Raw genomic sequence first — 21,699 nt, 5'->3', positions numbered from 1 at the left:
AACCTCGAGGAGGCCGCTCCCGCGTGTCGCGTCAGCGGGCGTCCTCGACCGTCTCGTGGACGGCGGGCTCGTCGCCCCCGGGGGCCGACGCCGGGCTCGCGGGCTCCTGCGTCGTGCCGCGCCACCGCGAGAGGTTCCGCATCACGTGGTAGATCACGAGCGCCGCGGCGGTGCCCAGCGCGATCCCCTCGAACGTCAGGTCGCCCACGGCCCACGTGAAGTTGGCGATGCCGACGACGAGCGGCACGGCCGCGGTCGTGAGGTTGACCGGGTCGGAGAAGTCGACCTTGTTCTGCACCCAGATGCGCGCACCGAGGATGCCGATCATGCCGTAGAGCATCGTCGCGGCACCGCCCAGGACGCCGACCGGGATCGTCGCGATGAGCGCGCCGAACTTCGGCGACAGGGAGAGCACCAGCGCGGTCGCCGCGGCGACCCAGTACGCCGCGGTCGAGTACACGCGCGTGGCGGCCATGACCCCGATGTTCTCGGCGTACGTCGTCGTGCCCGACCCGCCGCCGACGCCCGCGAACGTCGTCGCGAGGCCGTCGGCGAAGAGCGCGCGACCGGTGAGGTCGTCGAGGTTCTTGCCCGTCATCGCGGCGACCGACTTCACGTGCCCGACGTTCTCCGCGATGAGCACGAGCACGACCGGGACGAACAGGCCGAGCACGGCGACGTCGAACGTCGGCGTGACGAACTCCGGGAGCCCGACCCAGGCAGCCTTGCGCACCTCGTCGAACGACACCTCGCCCTGGATCACGGCCACGACGTAGCCGACGACCACGCCGACGAGGATCGACAACCGCCCGAGGATCCCCTTGAACAGGACGCTCACGAGGATGATCGCGGCGAGCGTGACGACGGCCGTGACCGGCGCCTGCTGGAAGTTGCCCCACGCCGCCGGGGCGAGGTTCAGCCCGATGAGCGCCACGATCGTGCCCGTGACGATCGGCGGCATGACGACGTCGATCCACCGCGCGCCCGCGACGTGGACCAGGAGGCCGACGGCCGCGAGCACGAGGCCCGTGACGAGGATCCCGCCGACCGCGACCGACTGGCCCTGGGACGCGGTCGCCGCACCGATCGGCGCGATGAACGCGAAGCTCGACCCGAGGTAGCTCGGGAGGCGGTTCCGCGTGATGAGCAGGAACCCGACCGTGCCGATCGCCGAGAAGAACAGCGTCGTCGCGGGCGAGAAGCCCGTGAGGAGCGGCACGAGGAACGTCGCGCCGAACATGGCGACGACGTGCTGCATCCCGATCCCGATGGTCCGCGGCCAGGTCAGACGCTCGTCCGGGTCGACGACGTCCCCCGGTCGGACCGTCTTCCCGTCACCGTGCAACCGCCACCCGATGGCGCTCATGTCTCTCCCGTCCGTGAAGCCCGTGTGAAAAAACCCCCGGTGCAGGGTAGTGGCCCGACGTCACGGCGGTGTTTCCGGGGCGACCCGTGGGCACGGGCGTCACGGCAGCTGCGGCACGACCTCGCTCGCGACGAGCTCCAGGTGGTCGAGGTCGTGCAGGTCGAGCACCTGGAGGTAGAAGCGCGTCGCGCCCTGCTCCGCGGCGGCCGCGATCTTGTCCGCGACCTCGCCGACCGTGCCGGCCAGACCGTTGCGGCGGACCTCGTCGGGCTCGCGCCCGATCGCGTCGGCCCGACGGCGGAACTCCGCCTCGTCCTTGCCCACCGCGACGACGAACGCCGCCGAGTACACGAGCGAGTCGGGGTCGCGGTCGGCGTCGAGGCACGCGGCGCGCACGTTCTCGAACCGGTCGGGCAGGACGCCCGGGTCGGGGAACGCCGCGTTGAACTCGCTGGCGTACCGGGCCGCGAGCGCCGGGGTGCGCCGGGGCCCGTGGCCGCCGACGATCACCGGGACGCGCTCCTGCGCGGGCTTCGGCAGGGCCGGGGAGTCCGTGAGCGTGTAGTGCTCGCCGCTGAACGAGAACGTCTCGCCGACCGGCGTCTCCCACAGCCCGGTGATCACCGCGAGCTGCTCCTCGAGGATCCCGAACCGCTTCTCCGGGAACGGGATGCCGTACGCCTCGTGCTCGCGGGCGTACCAGCCCGCGCCGAGGCCGAGCTCGACGCGGCCGCCCGACATCTGGTCGACCTGCGCGACCTGGATCGCGAGCACGCCGGGGTGGCGGAACGTCGCCGACGACACGAGCGTGCCGAGCCGGATGCGGCTCGTCTCGCGGGCGAGGCCGGCGAGCGTCGTCCAGGCGTCGGTCGGGCCGGGCAGCCCGTCGCCGTCGCCCATGACGAGGTAGTGGTCGGAGCGGAAGAAGGCGTCGAAACCGAGGTCCTCGGTGGCCTTCGCGACAGCGAGGAGGTCGTCGTACGACGCCCCCTGCTGGGGCTCGGTGAAGATGCGCAGGTCGATCTGGGTCATGCCGTCACCCTGCCACATCGCGCACCCGCCCCCGCCCGCACGACGCCCGCTCCGCGAAGGCGGTGCGGTCAGTCCGTCAGAGGAACGAGGTCGAGCTCCTGGAACTCCGCGACCTCGGTGACCCACCGCTCGGCGACGAAGCGGCGGTGGTCCGGGTGGGCGTCGTACGCGGCGTACGCGGCGTCGTCGTCGAACACCATGGAGAACTGGAACGTCAGCGGGCTCTTCGGGCTCACCTGGCGCGAGACGGTGAAGTCCCGGACGCCCGGGACCCCGGTGAGCGTCGTGCGGGCGGTGCCGAGGAACTCGGCCTCCTCCGCGCTGCCGGCGGGATGGACGAGGCGGAAGGCGACGGTGTGCTGGATCACCTCGCCACGGTAGACGGGGCACGTCACCTGCGCCCGCTAGTCTCGCCGCGTGCGCATCCTCTGGCGTGACGTCGCGAGGTTCTTCGACGAGAGCGTCGACGGGCGCCTGCCGGACGGCTTCGTGCGCGGCAGCCGGGCGTCCGACGGCGCGCGGCTCGTCGAGCGGTACCGCGCTCTCGGCTGGTCTGTCGAGCGGGACGGCCGGCCATGGGACGGTTGCGCACTCCACCGCGCCGCGGACCACGCGCTCCCGACGGTCTTCGTCCGCCTCGCCCCCGGCGTCTCCGTCAACCTGTTCCTGTGGCCCGACGACGAGATCGCCTTCGACGTCGACGCCCGGGAGATCCACGACCAGCACGCCCTCGACGCGGTCTGCCGGTTCCTCGCGCAGACGGGCCGGACGCTCGCCACGGACGTCGACCTGTGCCCGGAGGGGACGACCACGCCGTTCCTGCGATACACCCGGCAGGCGGACAGCGTGGGCCGCTGTCCCTAGGCTGGCGACCATGCACGTGAGCACCGTGATCCTGCCGATCTACCCGTGGCGCGAGGGCCGGGACGTGTGGCGGTCCGCCGACGACCTCGGGTTCCACGGCGCCTACACGTACGACCACCTGTCGTGGCGGTCGTTCCGCGACGGCCCGTGGTTCGGCGCGGTCCCGACGCTCGCCGCCGCGGCGGGCGTCACCGAGCGGGTGCGGCTGGGCACGCTCGTGTCGTCGCCGAACTTCCGCGAGCCGGTGACGTTCGCGAAGGACGTCATGACGCTCGACGACCTGTCGGGCGGGCGCGTGACCGTCGGCCTCGGCGCGGGGACGACGGGCTTCGACGCGACGGTCCTCGGCGGCGAGCCGTGGTCGGCCCGGGAGCGCGCCGACCGACTGCGCGACTTCACGATCCTGCTCGACCGCCTGCTCACCGAGCCCGCCGTCACGCACGACGAGGGGCACTACCGGGCGCACGAGGCGCGGACCATCCCCGGCCCCGTCCAGTCGCCCCGGGTGCCCTTCGCGATCGCCGCGACCGGCCCGCGCGGGCTGCGGCTGGCCGCGCGCTACGGGGAGGCGTGGGTGACGACGGGCGACGGCCGCCTCGGGGACGACGCGACCCCGGCGCAGTCGCGGGCCGCCGTCCGCGACCAGGTGGAGCGGCTCGAGACCGCGTGCCGCGACGCCGGTCGCGACCCGGGGTCGGTGGAGCGCATCCTGCTCACGGGCTTCACGCCCGACCCCGCGCTGGAGTCGGTCGACGCGTTCGTCGAGACGGCGCACGGGTACGCGGAGGCCGGCATCACGGAGATCGTCGTCCACCGGCCCATCCCGGGCACCCAGTTCGCGGGCGACGAGCGCGTGTTCGAGCAGATCGCGACCGACGGCGCCGCGCAGGTCGCCCAGCTGTAGGGCGCGGTCCGTCACGCCTCGGGCTGACGGGCTAGAACAGGACGTCGAGCACGAAGCGGACCGGGGCGGTCACCGCCTCCCACAGCACACGCCCGGCCGACCTCTGCTCGAGGCGCGCCAGGCGTGCGGAGAAGACGGCGGCGGCGATCCCCCCGAGGACCGCGGCACCCAGGCAGACGCCCACGAGCCACGGCGGCAGGTCGACCAGGTAGCCGACGAGCGACAGCACGGCGGCGACCCCGCCCAGCACGAGGCTGATCACGAGGCCCCACGCCCCGACCGGGTCGAGCTCGGGACCGCTGGGCGACGCCTCGGGGGTGTTCTCCACGCGCACAGTGTGCCGCACCTCCGGCACGTCCTCCCGCCCGGGTGGAACCTCTCGGGGCGTCGCTGCGTGTCAGAGACAGAGGGCCCGCGACACATGTCGTGCGAGGGCTCACCGGACCGGGACGCGAGGAGGCGACGTGCGCAAGGCACCGGCGGGGTGGTACGCGGACGTACCGGGCTCGGGGAGCGAGCGCTGGTACGACGGCGCGGCGTGGACCGACCGGACGCGCGAGCGCCGGGCGCGGGACGACGTCGGGCCGTGGCGGCGGGTCGTCGTGCTCGGGTCGGTGGTCGTGCTGGTCGTCGCGGCGCCGCTCCTCCTCGCCGTGCTCGGCTGAGCCTGCCGGGAGAGCCTCGCGCCGGGAGGCACGTCAGCCGAGCGGCCCCCGCACCCGGTAGGTCACGTGGGTCACCTGGGACGCCGCTCGCACGGCGACGGTCTCGAGCGCGAGGGGCGGGACGCCGTCGAGCACGCGGTCGCCGTGGCCGAGGACCTGGGGCACGACGTGCAGCCGGAGCTCGTCGAGCAGCCCCGCCGTGATCACCTGGTTGATGGTCGCGGCCCCGCCCGCGATCGCGACGTCCCGGTCCCCCGCGGCCTCCCGCGCCTGCGCGACCGCTGACTCGACGCCGTCGGTGACGAAGAAGAACGTCGTCCCGCCCTCCAGGACGAGCGATTCGCGCGGGTGGTGCGTGAGCACGAACACCGGCGCGTGGTACGGCGGCTCCAGGCCCCACCAGCCCTGCCAGTCCGGGTCCCAGTCCCCTCGCCCGGGCGTGAACATGTTCCTGCCCATGACGAACGCCCCCGCGTCGACGATCGCGGCGATCTCGGCCGCGTTCTCGTCGGCGGTCTCGACCATCCACCGGTGCAGGTCCACGCCCGCGCCGAACGGGTGCTCCAGCGTCTGGTCGGGGCGCGAGGAGTACCCGTCCACCGACACCGCCACGTCGCACGTCACGTTCCCCATGCCGCCCTCACCCTCCGCGTCCGCGTGCGCCGCGGCCGCCGTCGTCCGTCCTGACGACACGTCCGACCGCGGGCGGGCGCGGAACTCATCGCCGCACCCGGGTCAGCGCGGTGCGGGGGCCTCCTCGGTGGCGATGCGGAGGGCGGCGACGAGCTCGCGGTAGAGCTCGTCGGTCGCGAGAAGCTGGGGGTGCGTGCCGCGCGCGCGGACGCGGCCGTCCTCCATGACGAGGATGACGTCGGCGTCGATGACCGTGGACAGGCGGTGCGCGATGGTCACGACGGCGCGGTCCCGGGCCAGGTCCTCGATGACGGCGTGCACGGCGGCCTCGGTGAGCCCGTCGACCTGGGCGGTGGCCTCGTCGAGGAGCAGCACGTCGGGCGCGTGCAGGACGGCGCGCGCGAGGGCGACGCGCTGGCGCTCGCCGCCCGAGACGGTCGTCCCGACGAGCGACGTGTCGAGGCCGTCGGGCAGCGAGCGCACCTTGGCGTCGAGCCGCACCTGCGCGAGCGCCGCCCACATCGCCTCCTCGGTCGCGGCGGGGTCCGAGAGGCGCAGGTTCTCGCGGATGGTGCCCGGCACGACGGGGGTCTCCTGCTCGACGTACGCGAAGCGGCGCCGCACGTCGTCGAACGTGAGGTCGTCGTAGGGCACGCCGTCGAGGAGAATCCGTCCCGACTCGGGCTGGAGGAAGCGCAGCAGGAGCGAGAAGGTCGTGGTCTTGCCCGCCCCGGACGGGCCGACGATCGCGACCTGCCCGCGCGCGGGCACGTCGAGGTCGAGGTCGCGCACCACGGGCTCGCCGCCCGGCAGGTAGCGCGCGGTGACGCCGCGCAGCGACAGCCGCGGCGCGTCGTGCGGGGCCGCCGTGCCCGACGCCGCGCCCACCCCGGCCGGGCGACGCGCGGCGGGGTCGTCGTCCTCCTCCGGCTCGATGGCCTGGACCTCGCGGATCCGCCCCGCGGCCGCGATGCCGGCCTGGAGCTGGGTGACGTTCATGGTCAGCCCCGTGACGGGCTCGACGATCTGGAACGCGTAGAGCAGGAACGCGACGAGGCTCGACACGGCCAGGAGCCCCTGGTCCACGCGCCAGGCGCCGAGCGCGAGGATGACGATGATCGCGAGCTGGATGCCGCCCCCGGCGATGCTCCAGGCGACCGCCTCGGTCCGCACGGCCCGCACGCTGTGGCGCGCGGAGTCCTGCGCGTCGTCGAGCACGCGGTCGATCTGGCGGCCCTCCGCGCGGCTCGCCTTGATGGTGCGGATCGCGCGCAACCCGCCCTCGAGCGTGCCGCCCAGGCTGCCGAGCGACTCCTGCGCCTTCTCCTGCGCCTTCGCGATGCGGGGCATGAGCGCGCCCACGAGGACGCCGATGACGACGATCGCCCCGAGCGTCGTGCCGAGCAGGACGAGGTCGAGCACGCCCATGAGGACGACCGTCCCGACCAGGGACACCGCCAGGTTCACGAGGTTGACCAGGCTCGACGACGCCGCCTCGCGCAGCAGCACCGTGTCGGACGTGACGCGCGTGACGAGCTCGCCCGTCGGGCGGCCGGTGAGCGCGCCGATCCGCGCGCGGAAGAAGCGCCGCACCATGGACGACCGCGCGTCGAGCACCACGCGCTCGGCGAGCGTGCCGAGCAGGACCCACTGCCACAGCCCGAGCACGAGCCCGACGACGAGCAGCCCGACGAGCGTGAGCACGGCCGGGGTCAGCGACTCCCCCGTGCCGAGCGTGTCGAGCACCCACTTGGTGACCATCGGCGTCGCGAGGGTCGCGGCCGTCGTCCCGAGACCGAGCACGAGGCCGAGCAGCAGGGTGCGTCGGTGCGGGCGGACGAACTGCCACAGCACCGCGAGGCGCGGGAGGAACGGGCCCCGCGGTGTGGCGTCGCGAGGAGCGGGCGAGGCCTCGGGCGTGGTGGCGGTCGGGGACATGTCGTCAACCATGGTTGACATCCTCTCTCGTGTCAACCGTCGTTGACGCGGCGCAAGCGGTCGCGCGCCGGAGCGCTCGACGCCCCTAGTGGAACACGAGTGTTCCATCCGTGACAAGCGGCGTTCCGTCACGGCGCGGGCTATCGTGGGCCGCGTGACGGCACGAACGAGCGCGCGGAGCACCGCCGCGGCCACGCCCTCCGGAGCGGCACCCGACGCGCCGCCCACGAGCGGCACCCGCACCCGGACCCGGCGCGCGATCCTCGACGCGGCCGTCTCGGTGCTCAGCACGGACAAGTCCGCGTCGCTCGGCGACGTCGCGCAGGCCGCCCAGGTGGGCCGCACGACCCTCCACCGCTACTTCCCCGAGCGCGCCGACCTCGTCGAGGCGATCGGCGCCGAGACCGTCGAGCGCACGCGCGCGGCGATCGCCGCCGCGCGGCTCGACGACGGGCCCCCGGCTTCCGCGCTGCGCCGCCTCGCCTTCGAGTACTTCGACCTCGGCCCCTGGTACATGGTGCTGTTCACCGAGCTCGCCGACGCCGAGTCCGCGTTCTGGGCCGAGTCCGAGCAGGCCGAGGAGCCGGTGCGGGAGCTGCTGCGCCGCGGGCAGGAGGCCGGCGTCGTCGACGATCAGCTCAGCGTGGCGTGGATCGTCCGCACGCTGTGGTGGATGCTCTTCAACGCGTGGTCCATGGCCGACGACGGCGAGATCTCGCGCGCCGACGCGCTCCGCATGGCTGTCCGCAGCATCGAGGGCGTCGCCCTCACGCGCGAGGGCCGCGCATGAGCGTCAGCCCGGAGCCGGCGCCCCGCCCCGGCCTCGGCGAGCGGCTGCGCCGCTGGTGGCAGCGGGCCGACGACGTCCGGACCGGCGTGCGCTGGGCGAGCCTCGCGACCGTGCTCGGCGGGATCGTCGTCGCGGTCGTGTGCCTCGTGCTGGTGCTGCGCGGGCGCGTCTGGGCGTGGGTCCCGCTGGTGGTCGCGGCGGCCGTCGCGCTGCGCGAGGTCCGCTACCTGCAGCGCGCCGCCCGGGGCGGGCGGCCCCGGTACCAGGAGAACGCCCCGCGCTGACCGCCGAGCGGTCGCTCGTGCGGGCCGTCGCGCGGTCGGCCGTGGGGTCGCCCGTGCGGTCGGCGGTGCGGTCGGCGGTGCGAGAGCATGCACCTCGCGGGCCATGAGGACCACGCGCTCGTCATCCGGAGGTCGCACCCCGGCGGGCCGCAGGATCCACCGGACGGGCGACGCGCCCGGGGTGCGCCGCGGGACAGACTGTCGGTACGGCGCCGGTCAGCGGCGCCGGCCAACCTCCGGAGGCGCACCGTGACCCCCACCCCCGCCCGGGACACCGCGTTCCCCGCCCACGACGGCGCACCCGAGCAGCCGTCCGCCCGCGCGGCAGCGCGCGGCCTGCGCTTCACCGCGCGCCGCGCGTCCCGGGCCCGACGGCGGGGCGCGGCCCCCGCGCGTCGGCCCGCCGTCCCCCCGGTCGAGCGGGCGAACGGCTGGGTCGTCGCCCTGGCCGTCGCCGCCGGCGCGGTGCTCTTCTCGACCCTCGCGATGAAGGCGTTCCTCGGCGGCTGACCCACCCTGCCCCCACGACGCCCGCAGCGCGGCCGAGGCGCCTCAGAGCCGCGGGTCGACCGGTTCCGACTCCAGCGCCAGCACCGCGAACACCGGTTCGTGGACGCGCCACGTCGGCTCGCCGCGCGCGACCCGGTCCAGCGCCTCCAGACCGAGCGCGTACTCCCGCAGCGCGAGCGAGCGCTTGCGCCCCAGCGACCGCTCGCGAAGGCGCTCGAGGTTGCGCTCCTCGGTGTACTCGGGTCCGTAGATGATGCGCAGGTACTCACGGCCGCGGACCTTGAGGCCGGGCTGTACGAGCCCGCCGCCCTTGCCCGGCGCCCCCTGTCGCCGCACGAGGTTGGCGAGCGGCTTGACGACCATTCCCTCTCCCCCGGCTGCCGTCAGCTCCTCCCACCACGCCGTGCCCTCGGCGCGCGACGCCTCGTCGGCGAGGTCCACGACCACGCGCCGCGTCGCCCGGAACAGCGCCGGGTCCGCGGCGACGAGCGCGTCCGCGACGCCGAGGTGCCACAGGTGGTCACGGCCGGCGTACGTCGCTCCGGTGACCTCCGGCGAGCCCGGTCGCCCCGCCGTCCCGCTCGCGAGCACCTGGAACGGGGCGACCTGGACGGCGTGCAGCGGGTCGGCGCCGCCGCCCCCACCGTCGCCGACCGCGCCCGTGTCCCAGCGGTAGCGCCGGTACGCCTCGACGAAGAGCTCGGCGTCGGTCGCGCGCCGCGCCGTCCGACGGCGCAGCTCGCCCACGTCGACGCCCCGCGCCTCCGCCGCGGCGAGGGCCGCGAGCGCCGCGGGCATGACGGCGCGCGCGGCCGCGCCGACGCTCGCGTACTGGTCGCGCAGGAGCTGGTCGGCCTTGAGCGACCACGGCAGGACCTCGGCGTCGAGCAGGACCCAGTCGGCACCGAGCGCGTCCCACGTCCCGGCCGCGTCGAGGGCCGCGGCGACCCGCGCGAGGAGGAGCTCCGTCGTCGGGCCGTCGAGGAACGACCGCCCGGTGCGGGTGTGGACGGCGCCGGGCGCCTCGATGCCGAACCGCTCCGCGACGACGCGGGAGCCGCCCGGCCCCGAGTCGCGCGCGACGAGCAGGACGGCGCGCGACCCCATGTGCTTCTCCTCGCACACCACGCGGTCGACGCCGTCGCGCGCGTACGCGGCGAACGCCCCGTCGGGGTGCTCGAGCAGGCCGGGCAGCGTCGAGGTCGCGACCGGGCTCATCGTCGGCGGCAGGTGGAGCAGCAGGCGCGGGTCGACGGCGAACCGGCTCATCACCTCGAGCGCCCCCGCCGCCTGCTCCTCGCCCACGCTCACGCGCCCGTGCGTCCCCGTCTCGACGCCGCGGCGGCCGAGCACGTCCGTGACGCTCAGCAGGTCGTCCGCGCGCGCGGACGATCCGGGACCGGTCGCGCCGTCGGGCAGGAAGGGGCGCGCGGGCGCGTAGTACTCGCGCGCGGCGGGCACCTGCACGACCTCCTTCTCGGGGTAGCGCAGCGCGGACAGCTTCCCGCCGAAGACGCACCCGGTGTCGAGGCACATCGTGCCGTTGACCCACTCGACCTCGGGCGTCGGCGTGTGCCCGTAGAGGACCATGGCGCGTCCGCGGTAGTCGTCGGCCCACGGGTAGCGCACGGGCAGCCCGAACTCGTCCGTCTCGCCGGTCGTGTCGCCGTACAGCGCGAAGCTGCGCACGCGGCCCGACGCGCGGCCCTGGTAGGACTCCTTGAGCCCGGCGTGCGCCACCACGAGGCGACCGTCGTCGAGCACGAGGTGGGACACGAGGTCACGGCAGAACGCCTCGACCTCGCGCCGGAACTGCTCGGGCTCCGCGGCGAGCTGGGCGAGCGTCGTCTCGAGGCCGTGGGAGACCTTCACGTCGCGCCCGCCGAGCGCGCGCACGAGCTTGTGCTCGTGGTTGCCCGGCACCGCGAGCGCGTGCCCCGCACGGACCATGCCCATCGCGAGCCGCAGCACCCCCGGGGAGTCGGGCCCGCGGTCGACGAGGTCGCCGAGGAAGATCGCGCGCCGGCCCTCGGGGTGCACGGCGTCGACGGGCCGGCCGGCGTCGTCACGCACGACGGCGTAGCCCAGCACCCCGAGCAGCGCCACCAGCTCGTCGAGGCAGCCGTGCACGTCGCCGATCGCGTCGAACGGACCGTGCTCGTCGCGACGGTCGGTGAGCAGGGGCGTGCGCACGACCTGGGCCGCTGCCACCTCGTCCTCGCCGCGCAGCACGTGCACGGTGCGGAAGCCCTCGCGCTGGAGGCTCTTCAGCGACGACCGCAGCGCCGCGCGCTGGCGCTTGACGACGTGCGCGCCGAACCCGCGGTCCGGGCGCGCCGCGTTCCGCTCCACCGCCACCTTCTCCGGCACGTCGAGGACGATCGCGACGGGCAGGACGTCGTGCGCGCGGGCGAGCGCGACGAGAGACCCGCGGGCCTCGCGCTGCACGTTCGTCGCGTCGACGACCGTGAGCAGGTTCGCCTCCAGCCGCTTGGACACGATGGTCTCCAGGACCTCGAACGCCGCGCGCGTGGCCGCCTGGTCGTTCTCGTCGTTCGACACGAGCCCGCGGCACACGTCCGACGACACCGTCTCGTACGGCCCGAAGTGCTCGCGCGCGAAGGTCGACTTCCCCGAGCCGGACACGCCGACGAGCACCACGAGGCTCGACGCAGGCACGCGCAGCTCGCGCGTCGTGCTCGGGGTCGAGGTCGAGGTCGGGGTCGGGGTCGGCGTCGCGCCCGAGGTCGGGCTCGCGCTCTCGGTCTCCTGCCCGGTCATCGGGTCTCCTCCGTGGTCCGTGCCGCGGCCGGGGCCGGCGCGACGTCGGGCGACGCCGCGTCCCCGACGAGGGTCAGCACCGCCATCTGGGTGGGCGCCCCGACGTCGGGGGCGAGCGGGCCGACGTCGCGCAGCTCGACCGCGTACCCGTAGCGCTCCCCCGCCGCGGCCGCCCACGCGCGCAGCTCCGCGCGCGTCCACTCGAACCGGTGGTCGGGGTGGCGCACGAGCGCGCCCCCGGGCCCGTCCAGCAGGTTCGGGTAGTGGACGTTGTACTCGGCGTTCGGCGTCGTCACGACGACGGTCCGCGGCCGGGCGTGGCCCAGGACCGCGGCCGTGAGCGCGTCGAGGCGCGACGGGTCGACGTGCTCGACGACCTCCATGAGCACCGCGGCGTCGAACCCCGCCACCCGGTCGTCCACGTACGTGAGCGACGACTGCACGAGCCGCACCCGCTCCCGCTCGGCGTCGCTCGCCTCGTGCAGGCGCAGGCGCACCGCCGCCCGCTCGAGCTCGCGCGCCGACACGTCGGTCCCGAGCACGCGCGTGAAGGTCCGGTCCGCGGCGAGGCGACGCAGGAGCGCGCCCTCGCCGCACCCGAGGTCGACGACGGTCCGTGCCCCGGCGTCGTGCAGGGCCGCGAGCACCGCGTCGGCCCGCTGCCGCGCGAGCGGCGGCTCCGGCGTGTCCTCGGCGTCGCCCGCCGTGACGACGCCGGTCCCCGTCAGGGCGCCCTGCGGGCCCACGTCGGACGACGCGACGGCGCCGGCCGGCGTGCCGGCGGCGGGTGCGGCGCCCTCCTCGGGGACGTCCCCGTCGAGCGCGGTGAGACGCGCGGTGGCGTCCTCGACGTAGCGGCGCTGGTGCGCGAGGTAGCGGCGCAGGATCTGCGCACGCTCCGGGTGGTCCGCGAGCCAGCCGCGGCCCGCGCGCACGAGCTTGTCCACCTCGTCGGTCGAGACCCAGTAGTGCTTCGCGTCGTCGAGCACGGGCAGCAGCACGTAGAGCTGCGCGAGCGCGTCCGCGAGCCGGCGGGTACCGCGCAGGCGCAGGTCGACGTGGCGCGACGCGCCCCACGACGGCACGGTCGGGTCGAGCGGCTCCGCCGTCGCCGTGACGCTCCACCCCAGCGGCTCGAACAGCCGGCGCGCAAGGTCCGCGCCGCCCCGGCACGGCAGGGACGGCACGTGCACGTCGAGCGGGATCGGGGCGTCCGCGAGCGCCGGTCGTGCGTCGCACCGGCCGCTCATCGCCGTCGCGAACACCTTGCCGAGCGCGACCGCGACCATCGACGACGCGGCGTACGGGCGGTCGTTCACGTACTGCGCGAGCGCGAACGCGTCGCCGCCGCCGAACCGCTTGTTCCGCACGATCCCCACCGGGTCGACCTCGAGCAGCAGCGCGACCTCGCACCGCTCCGCCGTCGCCTCGGGGTAGAAGACGTGCGCGCGGCCGACGGGCAGGTCGAACACCTGCGCCCGGTCCGGGTGCTTGTGCAGCAGGAAGCCGAGGTCGGTGGCGTCGTCGAGCGTCCCGGGGGACGCCGTCGCGGCGAGGGTCACGAGCATGGCCGCCATGGTGCCACCCTGCGGGGACCACGGCACCGGGTTTGTGGACGACCGTCGGGGCTGTGGACGGCCGTCGTCTCACCCGCCCCAGCCATCGACGCGGGGCCACCACAGGTCTACCGTCGAAGCACGGGCGCCGCTGCCGACGGCACGCGCCCGGCCACCGTCGGGCCGGAGGCCGCCCCGGGGCTCAGACCCCGCGGGCACCCGCCGCGTCCCACACCACGACGTCGCCCGCCCGGACCGTGCCGGACGACAGCAGACGGCACACGACGCCGCCCCGCGCGTGCATCGCGCGCATGGCGCCGGGCGCGATCCAGTCGTCGAGCAGCCGGCACGGGGCGGCGATCCGGAGCACCTGCAGCTCGACGTCCCCGATCCGCAGGAACGACCCCGGCTTCGTGGGCAGGTCGCCGTGGGTGAGCGTGACGTTGCGCCGGGTGAGGCCGGGGTCGATCTCCTGCCCGAGGTCCGCGGAGGCGGCCGCCAGGTCGGTGAGCGTCTGGATCGTCACGTGCCGGTGCTTCGACCCGTGGTACCGGTCGCCGACGAGGCCCTTGCCCTCCTCGGCCTCGACCGACGCGACGACCCGCGTCGGCAGCCGACGGGCCTTCGCGACGTGGATCGCGTGCACACGAGGCTGGTCCGGCATGGCACCAGCCTCGCACCCGGCGCCGCCCGGGGACCACCGTCCCCGGGCCGGGCGAGCGCCGGGTACCGGTGTACCGTCCGGTGCATGACCGACGTCCGCAGCCGCACCCATGCCCAGGCCGTCGACGCAGCGATCGAGCTCTTCACCCGCAAGGGGTACGAGCAGACGACCGTCGAGGAGATCGCCGACGCCGCCCAGGTCAGCCGCGCCACCTTCTTCCGCCGCTACGGGTCCAAGGAGGACGTGGTCTTCGCGGACCACGAGCTCCTGCTCGACGAGGTCGTCGTCATGCTCGCCGCGACGCGGCCCGTGCCCGACGCCGAGGGGCACCTCACGCCCGACCCGACGGTCGACCCGTACCTCGAGGTGTGCCGCGCGGCGCGGCTGGTGTTCGACCACCACGTCGGGCAGCGCGAGACGTCCCTGGCCCGCTGGCAGCTCCTCCAGCAGGTGCCGGCGCTGCGCGACCGCGAGCTCGTCACGACCCACCGCTACGAGCGCGCGTTCACCGCGTACCTGCGCGACGCGCTCCCGCCGGACGAGCGCCGCTCGACGGCGTCCATCGCGTTCGCGGCGTCCGTCGTCGCCGTGCACAACGCGCTCCTGCGCCGGTGGCTGCGCTCCCCCGAGCAGGACCTGCGCCCCCAGCTCGAGGAGGCGTTCGCGGACCTGCGCCGCGCCGCCGTCGGCCGGTACGCCGCGCCGGACGGCGCCGCCCAGGAGCGCAGCGGGGACGGCGTGCCCGCGGCGCGCCGCGTCGTCGTGACCGTGGTGGACGCGGACGCGGACGCGCAGGGCGTCGCGGACGACGTCGCGCGCGCCGTCCGCGACGCCCTGGCCTGAGCACCACCTCCCGCCACCCCGCGGTCCCGCCCTGGGACTCGGTCAGCGCACGACGCTTCGGCACCGGAGCATGCAGGTCGGCAGCACGAGACGCCGAATGCCGCTCCGGGTGCCGAACCGCGTCCGCGCTGCCGAACGGTTCGCGCCGAGCGTGGAATGCACGAGTAGCATCGGCGGTTGCAGAACGCAGTACGCACGAACGTGCTCCGGGGTCGGTGCAATTCCGAGCCGGCGGTGACAGTCCGCGACCCGCGCCCACGCGCGGTTGACCTGGTGGAACTCCAGGACCGACGGTGAAAGTCCGGATGGGAGGAAGCACGTGCGGCGCGGCCGTCCTCGGCCGGGCTCTCGCGAGCCCGCGCGACGGGGCGCGCTCTCGCCGTGGTGAGCGACGCCGTCGGGCCCTCGTGGCCCGGTCCCGCCGCCCGCCCTCACCCCGGAGCGCCCGTGCCCGGGAGGACGAGGACATCCGATGGACCTGATCCACGCGCTGTTCGACGCGCAGCTGACGATCGGCGACCAGCACCTGCTGTGGCGCGAGATCGTGGGCAACGGGTTCGGCCTGGCGTCGGCGCTGGGCGGCATGCGGCGCAAGGTGTGGGCGTGGCCGGTGGGCATCGTCGGCAACCTGCTGCTGCTCACGGTGTTCCTCGGCGCGGTGTTCGCGACGCCCAACCCCGTCAACCTGCTCGGCCAGGCGGGCCGCCAGGTGATGTTCGTCGTCGTGTCGGTCTACGGGTGGGTGCAGTGGCGCAAGACCCAGGCGCGGCTCGGTGACGCCGACGCGGACAGCCACGGCGTCGCCGTCGTGCCGCGCTGGGCGTCGTGGCGCCAGCGCGTGTTCCTCGTCGTCGCGCTCGTCGGCGGCACGGCGTTGCTGACCCCGGTGTTCCGCGCGCTCGAGTCGTACGAGCCCGTCTGGGCCGACGCGTGGATCTTCATGGGCTCGCTGCTCGCGACGTACGGCATGGCGAAGGGCTGGGTCGAGTTCTGGCTCATCTGGGTCGCCGTCGACGTCGTGGGCGTGCCGCTGCTGATCTCGGCCGGCTTCTACGCGTCGGCGTTCATGTACGTGTTCTACGGCGCGTTCACGCTCGTCGGGTTCTTCGTGTGGTGGCGCGTCAACCGCCGCGCGGCCGCCGCTGCCGAGGCGGATGCGGCGGCGGGCGCGCCCGCCTGACCCGCCGGTCACCCGGCCCCACCCACCCCGATACCCCGTCTCGATTGACTGAGACGGGGTATCGCTGCACTATGGGAGGGACCGCCGCCGAAGCCGGGCCCGCACCCCGGGCAACCGCGTCGAGGACGGTCGACCGACCGCAGCCGCCCTCCCAGGGGAGCACCGATGCCCACCACCCCGATCATGCCCGGCGTCACCGAGCCCACCTACGACCTCGCGACCCCGCTCGACCTCGACTACGCCGGCGCGTTCGCCGACGCGACCGAGGAGGACCGCGCCCACCTGCAGCGCGTCCGGCAGTTCGTCCAGGACGAGGTGCTCCCCGTCATCGACGACTACTGGGAGCGCGCCGAGGTCCCGTTCGACCTCGTCAAGCGCATGGGCGAGCTCGACCTGCTGCGCGACGGTGTCGACGTCGACGGTCGTCCGCACGTGAGCCAGCTCGCGGCAGGCCTCGCCGCCATGGAGATGTCGCGCGGCGACGGCTCCGTCGCGACGATCTGCGGCGTCCAGGGCGGTCTCGCGCTGCGCAGCATCCAGATGCTCGGCTCCGACGAGCAGCGGGCGAAGTACGCCGAGCCCATGGCGCGCGGGGAGATCCTCGGCGCGTTCGCGCTCACCGAGCCCACCCACGGCTCGGACTCCGTCTCGCTCGAGACGACGGCGCGCAAGGAGACGCGCAACGGCGTCGAGGGCTACGTGCTGAACGGCGAGAAGAAGTGGATCGGCAACGGGTCGTCGGGCCACGTCACGGTCGTGTGGGCGCGCCTCGTCGGCGACGACGGCGATGGTCAGGTCCACGGGTTCGTCGTGCCGCAGGACACCCCGGGCTACACGGGCACGACCATCACCGGCAAGGTGTCGCTCCGCGCGATCTGGCAGGCGCACGTCGTGCTCGACGACGTGTTCGTCCCCGCCGAGAACGCCCTGCCGGGCGCGCGGTCGTTCAAGGACACCTCGCGCGTGCTCTTCGCGACGCGCCTCGGGGTGGCGTGGGCCGCCGTCGGGCACGCGGTCGCGTGCTACGAGGCCGCGGTCGCGTACGCGAAGCAGCGCGTCCAGTTCGGGCGCCCGCTCGCCGCGAACCAGATGGTGCAGGAGCGCCTCACCCGGATGCTCTCGACGATCACGCAGCTGCAGCTCCTCGTCGCGCAGATGACGCGGCTCGACGAGGCGGGGACGCTCACCGGCCCGCAGGCGTCGCTCGCGAAGTACACGTGCACCCGCGGGGCGCGCGAGGTCGCGGCGAGCGCGCGCGACCTGCTCGGCGGCAACGGGATCCTGCTCCAGAACCGCGTCGCGCGGCACTTCGCCGACATCGAGGCCCTGCACACCTACGAGGGCACCGAGTCGGTCCAGGCGCTCATCGTCGGGCGCGACATCACGGGCGTCTCCGCGTTCGTCTGACGGTCCCGAGGGCGCACGCCCTCCCTCCGCTCCCCGGCGCCGCTCGCCCCTCCTCGCGGCGCCGGGGCTCCTTCCTGTTCGCCCCGTCTCCTCGCCCTCCCCGGATCGGAGTCCCATGAGCACCGACGCCAGCCCCCTGCCCGACGCCGCCGCCGTCACCCCCGAGGACGAGGTCACCCCGGTCCTCCTGCACGGCGCGCGCACCCCCTTCGCGCGCTTCCGCGGCGCGCTCGCCTCGCTCTCTGCGGCCGAGCCCGGCGCGCACGCGATCCGGGGCGCGCTCGCGGCCGCGGGCGTCGCGCCGGAGCAGGTCGACACGGTGATCGTCGGGCAGGTCGTGCAGGCGGGCGCCAAGCAGGGCCCCGCGCGCCAGGCCGCGATCCTCGCGGGCCTCGGCTGGGACGTGCCCACCGTGACGATCAACAAGCTGTGCCTCTCGGGCCTCACCGCGATCATCGACGCGGCCCGGCTGGTCCGCACGGGCGAGGCGAGCGTCGTCGTCGCGGGCGGCCAGGAGTCCATGACGAACGCGCCGCACCTCGTCGTCGGGTCGCGCTCCGGGTTCGCGTTCGGGGACGTGACGATGGCCGACTCGCTCACGCACGACGGCCTGAACGACCCGTTCAGCGGCGAGGTCATGGGCGAGCTCACCGACCGCGGCTGCGTGACGCGCGGCATCGGCCGCCCCGAGCAGGACGCGTTCGCGCTGCGCTCGCACCAGCGGGCCGCCGCGGCGCGCGACGCCGGGCGTCTCGCCGAGGAGATCGCCCCCGTCGAGGTGCCGCAGCGGCGGGGCGAGCCGGTCGTCGTCGAGCACGACGAGGGCGTGCGCGCCGACACGACGCTCGAGGCCCTGGAGCGCCTGCGCCCCGCCTTCGTGCAGGACGGGACCATCACCGCCGGGTCGAGCTCGCCCCTGTCCGACGGCGCGGCGGCGGTCGTCGTCGCGAGCCGCGCCTTCGCGAAGCGCAACGGCCTGCCGTGGCTCGCCGAGATCGGAGCGGCGGGGCAGGTCGCGGGACCCGACAACTCGCTGCACTCCCAGCCGGCGCGGGCCATCGAGGCTGCCGTGAAGCGCGAGGGGATCGCCGCGGCGGACCTCGACCTCGTGGAGATCAACGAGGCGTTCGCCGCCGTCGCGCTGCAGTCGGTCGCGGACCTCGGCATCGACGCGGACGTCGTCAACGCCGACGGCGGCGCCATCGCGCTCGGCCACCCGGTCGGCGCGTCGGGCGCCCGGCTCGCGCTACACCTCGCGCTCGCGCTCCGTCGCCGCGGGGGCGGCGTCGGCGCGGCGGCGCTGTGCGGCGGCGGCGGTCAGGGGGACGCGCTCGTCCTGCGCGCCTGACCCTCCGGACGAGCCCTCGTCGGGGCTCCGCCGCGCGAGCCGACCAACCCTGGTGCACGATGCTGCACCAGGGTTGGCGCGTTTCGGCCGCCGCGGTGTGACGCAGATCGCGCCACGACGGCCGGGTTTCGCGTCATGGATCGCGTCTGACGTGGTCCCTCTCCCTGGAACCGCCCCCCACGAGAGGACCGTCATGACCACCGTGACCGACGCAGCCCGCCGTACCGCGAGCCGTGCGCGCCGCTCGCACCTGTCCGCCGTCGCCGTCGCGCTCGTCGGGCTCGCCGCAGGCTTCGCCGCGGCGCCCTACCTGCTCGGCTGACGCCTCCCGCTCGACGGGCCCGGGACCGCACGGTCCCGGGCTCTCGTCATCCCTCGGTCGTCGCGCTCTGCGCCGGCTCGCGCGCGAGCAGCTCCTCCAGCCGGTCGAGCAGCGGGACCTGGCCCGCGACCACGAGCCCGCGGGCGCGCGCGAGCGAGAACCAGCCGGCCCGGTCGAGCTCGGGGAACTCCTGCATCCGTCCCGAGCGCGGCGGCCACTCCAGCGCGAACGTGTTGCTCGCGATCGTCGTGACGTCGAGGTCCGCCTCCCGCGCCCACGCCGCGACGAGCTTGCCCGCGCGCTGGCGCACCGTGCCGAGGTCGAGGTCCGGTACCGCGCCGGACGGAGCAGGGACGCCGAGCTCCTCGGCGAACTCGCGCAGCGCCGCCGCGTGCTCGTCCTCCCCCGGCTCCACCTCGCCCTTGGGGATCGTCCACCCGCCCGCGTCCTTGCGCGCCCACAGCGGGCCCCCCATGTGCCCGAGGAGCACCTCGACGACGTCGGCACGGAACCGGTAGAGCACGAGCCCTGCTGACTGCTTCACCCCTCCTTCCTACACAGCCGACGCCGGACCGGCCCGTCGGGGCCGCGCGGACCACCCGCCGGGGGTCGTCTCGGGGTGGTGTCGGGGATCTTCGGGGCGTGTCAGGGGCGCGGCGTAGCGTCGGCAGCACCAGGACCGGGACCGCAGAAGGGGACGACCATGGCCACGCAGAGCGTCACGCACCTCAACCCGCCCGGGCTGCACCGCAACCCGGCGTTCTCCCAGGGCACGATCGTCGAGACCGGTCGCACGCTCTACGTCGGGGGCCAGAACGGCACCGACGCGGACGGCGCGATCGTCGAGGGCGGCATCGCGGCCCAGACGGCCCAGGCGCTGCGCAACGTCCTCGCCGTGCTGGCCGAGGCAGGCGCCGGGCCGGAGGACGTGGCGCGGCTCGCCGTCTACCTCGACCCGGAGGCCGACCTCATGGAGGGGTTCGGCGCCGTCGGAGAGGTCTGGGGCCAGCACCCCGCCGCCGTGACCGTCCTGCGGGTCGGGATCGCACGGCCGGGCGCGCTCGTCGAGATCGAGGCGGTCGCGGCGCTCCCCGCCTGACGCGGGGCACCGGCTCCCGCGCGCGACGACACGGGGGTGCCGCTACTGTCCGGGGGTGCCAGCCCACCGGACCCCGTACCGCGCCCTCTGGCGGGCCGCGGCGTACGGGGTCGCGGCATCCCTCCCCGTGCTCGCGCTCGCGTGGCTCGTGCGTGCGGAGTCGGGAGTCGTCGTCGACGCGGACCGCGCCGCCGTCGCCGCGGCGACCCGGTTCGCCGGCGAGCGCCCCGCGCTCGAGCGTGCGCTCCTCGTGGGGCAGGAGGCCCTGGCCGCGCGGTGGATGAACCTCGCCGCGATGGGCGTGTGCGTCTGGGCGTGGCGACGCCACGGGCTCGGGTCGCGCGCGGCCTGGGCGGCCGGGACGATCTGGGGCGCGTGGGCCCTCGGCCTCGGCGCGAAGGAGGTCGTCGGCCGCGCGCGGCCCGTCCTCGAGGACGCCGTGTCGACCGTGCCGGGCGCGAGCTTCCCCTCCGGGCACGCGATGAACGCGGCGGCCGTCGGGGTGACGCTCAGCGTGCTCGTCTGGCCGCTGCTCGGGCGGCGAGGCCGCGTCGGGGTGGTCGGCGGCGCGACGGCGCTCGCCCTCGTCACCGCGGCCGACCGCGTGCTGCTCGGTGCGCACTACCCCTCCGACGTCGTCGGCGGGATCCTCCTCGGCGGCGCGGTCGCGGGGGCGTCCGCCGTCGGCTACCACGGGTGGACCGCCGCGCGGTCCGGCCGTCCCTCCGGTGACACTCCCAGGAACGAGGTCTGATGCAACCCTTCGTGCACCGCTACGAGCTGGACACGACCCGCCCCACGGCGAAGGAGGTGCTGCGCGACGTCGGCCTGCGGGCGTTCCTGCCGGGGGCGGTGCTGTGGGTGGTCATCGTCGCGACGGGCTTCCTCGTCACCGGGCCGCTCGGCGACCTGCCGGGCGAGGTCGCGGTCAACCGGTGGTTCGAGCAACGGCGCACGCCGTTCTGGGACACCGTCACCGACGTGCTCTCCCTCATCGGCACGACCGAGTTCATCATCGGCGGCACGCTGCTCACCGTCGCGCTCGTGTGGTGGCGCACCCGGCAGTGGTGGTTCGCCCTCGTTCCCGCGCTCGCCGTCGCGCTGCAGGCGCTGATCTTCCTCACGTCGTCGATCGTCGTGGGGCGTGAGCGGCCCGACGTCTCGCGGCTCGACGAGGCGCCCCCGACGTCCAGCTTCCCCTCGGGGCACACGGGCGCGTCGGCGGCGTTCTACCTGACGCTCGCCCTGCTCGCGCAGCGCATCACGAACCCGGTGCTGCGCGTCGTCGTGACGGTGCTGTGCTGCCTCGTGCCGCTCGGCGTGGGTCTCTCGCGGCTCTACCGCGGTGCCCACGGACCGGCGGACGTCGTCGTGGGGCTCCTCAACGGCATCGTGTGCTGCGTCCTCGCGTGGCACTACCTGCGCCGCGACCTGCGCGCGAAGCGCTGACACCCCCGGGGACGCGCTCCCGGCGCCCGTCGGCGCCGCGCTCCCCCACCACGACGACGGCGGG

Annotated in this window: 24 protein-coding genes and 1 riboswitch; of the genes, 14 read left to right on the top strand and 10 right to left on the bottom strand. The window is 75.1% G+C overall.

Going from position 1 to position 21,699, the window contains the following annotated elements; all coding sequences use genetic code 11:
* Positions 1–31 precede the first annotated feature (31 nt).
* The 3 genes from MT994_RS17510 to MT994_RS17500 all read right to left on the bottom strand — a co-directional run bounded on the left by MT994_RS17510 (position 32) and on the right by MT994_RS17500 (position 2,766).
* Positions 32–1,366 (bottom strand): solute carrier family 23 protein, encoded by a 1,335-nt coding sequence (locus MT994_RS17510; RefSeq protein WP_043652277.1) that lies wholly within the window; start codon positions 1,364–1,366, stop codon positions 32–34.
* A gap of 99 nt (positions 1,367–1,465) precedes the next feature.
* Complete coding sequence (locus MT994_RS17505; RefSeq protein ID WP_031315298.1) at positions 1,466–2,389, bottom strand: LLM class F420-dependent oxidoreductase; 924 nt, start codon at positions 2,387–2,389, stop codon at positions 1,466–1,468.
* Between the two features lie 77 nt (positions 2,390–2,466).
* Entirely contained in the window at positions 2,467–2,766 is a 300-nt protein-coding gene (locus MT994_RS17500) for a Dabb family protein (protein ID WP_354807282.1), read from the bottom strand.
* 49 nt (positions 2,767–2,815) lie between these two features.
* Between MT994_RS17500 and MT994_RS17495 the strand changes: the two genes are divergently transcribed.
* Positions 2,816–3,262 (top strand): hypothetical protein, encoded by a 447-nt coding sequence (locus MT994_RS17495; RefSeq protein ID WP_354807280.1) that lies wholly within the window; start codon positions 2,816–2,818, stop codon positions 3,260–3,262.
* Positions 3,263–3,272: 10 nt separating this feature from the next.
* Entirely contained in the window at positions 3,273–4,166 is an 894-nt protein-coding gene (locus tag MT994_RS17490) for an LLM class flavin-dependent oxidoreductase (protein ID WP_354807279.1), read from the top strand.
* Positions 4,167–4,197: 31 nt separating this feature from the next.
* Here the strand turns inward: MT994_RS17490 and MT994_RS17485 are convergent, their stop codons facing one another.
* Entirely contained in the window at positions 4,198–4,494 is a 297-nt protein-coding gene (locus MT994_RS17485) for a hypothetical protein (protein WP_354807277.1), read from the bottom strand.
* A 136-nt stretch (positions 4,495–4,630) separates the two neighbouring features.
* Between MT994_RS17485 and MT994_RS17480 the strand changes: the two genes are divergently transcribed.
* Entirely contained in the window at positions 4,631–4,831 is a 201-nt protein-coding gene (locus MT994_RS17480) for a DUF2510 domain-containing protein (protein WP_076404477.1), read from the top strand.
* Positions 4,832–4,864: 33 nt separating this feature from the next.
* Here the strand turns inward: MT994_RS17480 and MT994_RS17475 are convergent, their stop codons facing one another.
* Positions 4,865–5,464: a dihydrofolate reductase family protein gene (locus MT994_RS17475; protein WP_354807276.1), complete on the bottom strand. Its 600-nt coding sequence runs from the start codon at positions 5,462–5,464 to the stop codon at positions 4,865–4,867.
* 102 nt (positions 5,465–5,566) lie between these two features.
* Positions 5,567–7,414 carry an ABC transporter ATP-binding protein gene (locus MT994_RS17470; protein WP_354807275.1) on the bottom strand — a complete coding sequence of 616 codons (1,848 nt, stop codon included), beginning with the start codon at positions 7,412–7,414 and terminating at the stop codon, positions 5,567–5,569.
* Between the two features lie 142 nt (positions 7,415–7,556).
* Between MT994_RS17470 and MT994_RS17465 the strand changes: the two genes are divergently transcribed.
* The 3 genes from MT994_RS17465 (at position 7,557) to MT994_RS17455 (ending at position 8,986) form a co-directional block, all read left to right on the top strand.
* Positions 7,557–8,192: a TetR/AcrR family transcriptional regulator gene (locus tag MT994_RS17465; protein ID WP_163188691.1), complete on the top strand. Its 636-nt coding sequence runs from the start codon at positions 7,557–7,559 to the stop codon at positions 8,190–8,192.
* Complete coding sequence (locus MT994_RS17460; RefSeq protein WP_240949347.1) at positions 8,189–8,476, top strand: hypothetical protein; 288 nt, start codon at positions 8,189–8,191, stop codon at positions 8,474–8,476. Before MT994_RS17465 ends, MT994_RS17460 begins: the two co-directional genes overlap by 4 nt.
* A gap of 249 nt (positions 8,477–8,725) precedes the next feature.
* Complete coding sequence (locus MT994_RS17455) at positions 8,726–8,986, top strand: hypothetical protein (RefSeq protein WP_061268988.1); 261 nt, start codon at positions 8,726–8,728, stop codon at positions 8,984–8,986.
* 42 nt (positions 8,987–9,028) lie between these two features.
* On the opposite strand, the gene MT994_RS17450 is transcribed toward MT994_RS17455, so the two are convergent.
* From MT994_RS17450 to MT994_RS17440, 3 genes are all read right to left on the bottom strand, one after another.
* Complete coding sequence (locus MT994_RS17450) at positions 9,029–11,767, bottom strand: polynucleotide kinase-phosphatase (RefSeq protein WP_354807274.1); 2,739 nt, start codon at positions 11,765–11,767, stop codon at positions 9,029–9,031.
* Entirely contained in the window at positions 11,764–13,335 is a 1,572-nt protein-coding gene (locus tag MT994_RS17445; protein WP_251176759.1) for a 3' terminal RNA ribose 2'-O-methyltransferase Hen1, read from the bottom strand. Before MT994_RS17445 ends, MT994_RS17450 begins: the two co-directional genes overlap by 4 nt.
* Positions 13,336–13,525: 190 nt before the next feature.
* The gene (locus tag MT994_RS17440; RefSeq protein WP_168945307.1) at positions 13,526–13,987 is read right to left on the bottom strand and encodes an MOSC domain-containing protein; all 462 of its coding nucleotides are present in this window, start codon (positions 13,985–13,987) and stop codon (positions 13,526–13,528) included.
* Positions 13,988–14,071: 84 nt separating this feature from the next.
* On the opposite strand from MT994_RS17440, the gene MT994_RS17435 reads away from it, so the two are divergent.
* The 5 genes from MT994_RS17435 (at position 14,072) to MT994_RS17415 (ending at position 19,087) form a co-directional block, all read left to right on the top strand.
* The gene (locus tag MT994_RS17435; RefSeq protein WP_175009273.1) at positions 14,072–14,830 is read left to right on the top strand and encodes a TetR/AcrR family transcriptional regulator; all 759 of its coding nucleotides are present in this window, start codon (positions 14,072–14,074) and stop codon (positions 14,828–14,830) included.
* Positions 14,831–15,027: 197 nt separating this feature from the next.
* A riboswitch (FMN riboswitch) is annotated at positions 15,028–15,153 on the top strand.
* A gap of 149 nt (positions 15,154–15,302) precedes the next feature.
* Complete coding sequence (gene pnuC, locus MT994_RS17430) at positions 15,303–16,010, top strand: nicotinamide riboside transporter PnuC (protein WP_144722001.1); 708 nt, start codon at positions 15,303–15,305, stop codon at positions 16,008–16,010.
* 165 nt (positions 16,011–16,175) lie between these two features.
* Positions 16,176–17,417: an acyl-CoA dehydrogenase family protein gene (locus MT994_RS17425; RefSeq protein WP_021482598.1), complete on the top strand. Its 1,242-nt coding sequence runs from the start codon at positions 16,176–16,178 to the stop codon at positions 17,415–17,417.
* A gap of 115 nt (positions 17,418–17,532) precedes the next feature.
* The gene (locus MT994_RS17420) at positions 17,533–18,765 is read left to right on the top strand and encodes an acetyl-CoA C-acyltransferase (RefSeq protein ID WP_354807272.1); all 1,233 of its coding nucleotides are present in this window, start codon (positions 17,533–17,535) and stop codon (positions 18,763–18,765) included.
* Positions 18,766–18,958: 193 nt separating this feature from the next.
* Positions 18,959–19,087: a hypothetical protein gene (locus tag MT994_RS17415; RefSeq protein WP_255179672.1), complete on the top strand. Its 129-nt coding sequence runs from the start codon at positions 18,959–18,961 to the stop codon at positions 19,085–19,087.
* A gap of 46 nt (positions 19,088–19,133) precedes the next feature.
* On the opposite strand, the gene MT994_RS17410 is transcribed toward MT994_RS17415, so the two are convergent.
* Entirely contained in the window at positions 19,134–19,631 is a 498-nt protein-coding gene (locus MT994_RS17410) for an NUDIX domain-containing protein (protein ID WP_354807270.1), read from the bottom strand.
* Positions 19,632–19,790: 159 nt separating this feature from the next.
* On the opposite strand from MT994_RS17410, the gene MT994_RS17405 reads away from it, so the two are divergent.
* Genes MT994_RS17405 through MT994_RS17395 form a run of 3 tightly spaced genes read left to right on the top strand, consistent with a single transcriptional unit; the run spans position 19,791 to position 21,635 of the window.
* Positions 19,791–20,186, top strand: coding sequence for a RidA family protein (locus MT994_RS17405; protein WP_021483795.1), 396 nt, complete (start codon positions 19,791–19,793; stop codon positions 20,184–20,186).
* A gap of 55 nt (positions 20,187–20,241) precedes the next feature.
* Positions 20,242–20,940: a phosphatase PAP2 family protein gene (locus MT994_RS17400; RefSeq protein ID WP_354807269.1), complete on the top strand. Its 699-nt coding sequence runs from the start codon at positions 20,242–20,244 to the stop codon at positions 20,938–20,940.
* A complete protein-coding gene (locus MT994_RS17395) occupies positions 20,940–21,635 on the top strand; it encodes a phosphatase PAP2 family protein (RefSeq protein ID WP_076404469.1) in 696 nt (231 codons plus the stop codon). Before MT994_RS17400 ends, MT994_RS17395 begins: the two co-directional genes overlap by 1 nt.
* Positions 21,636–21,699: the final 64 nt, after the last annotated feature.

Source organism: Cellulosimicrobium sp. MI9406 (assembly GCF_040595865.1).
In the GTDB taxonomy this organism is placed as follows: domain Bacteria; phylum Actinomycetota; class Actinomycetes; order Actinomycetales; family Cellulomonadaceae; genus Cellulosimicrobium; species Cellulosimicrobium funkei.
The sequence above is the reverse complement of the archived record's forward strand: the minus strand, read 5'-3'. Positions and strand labels throughout refer to the sequence as shown.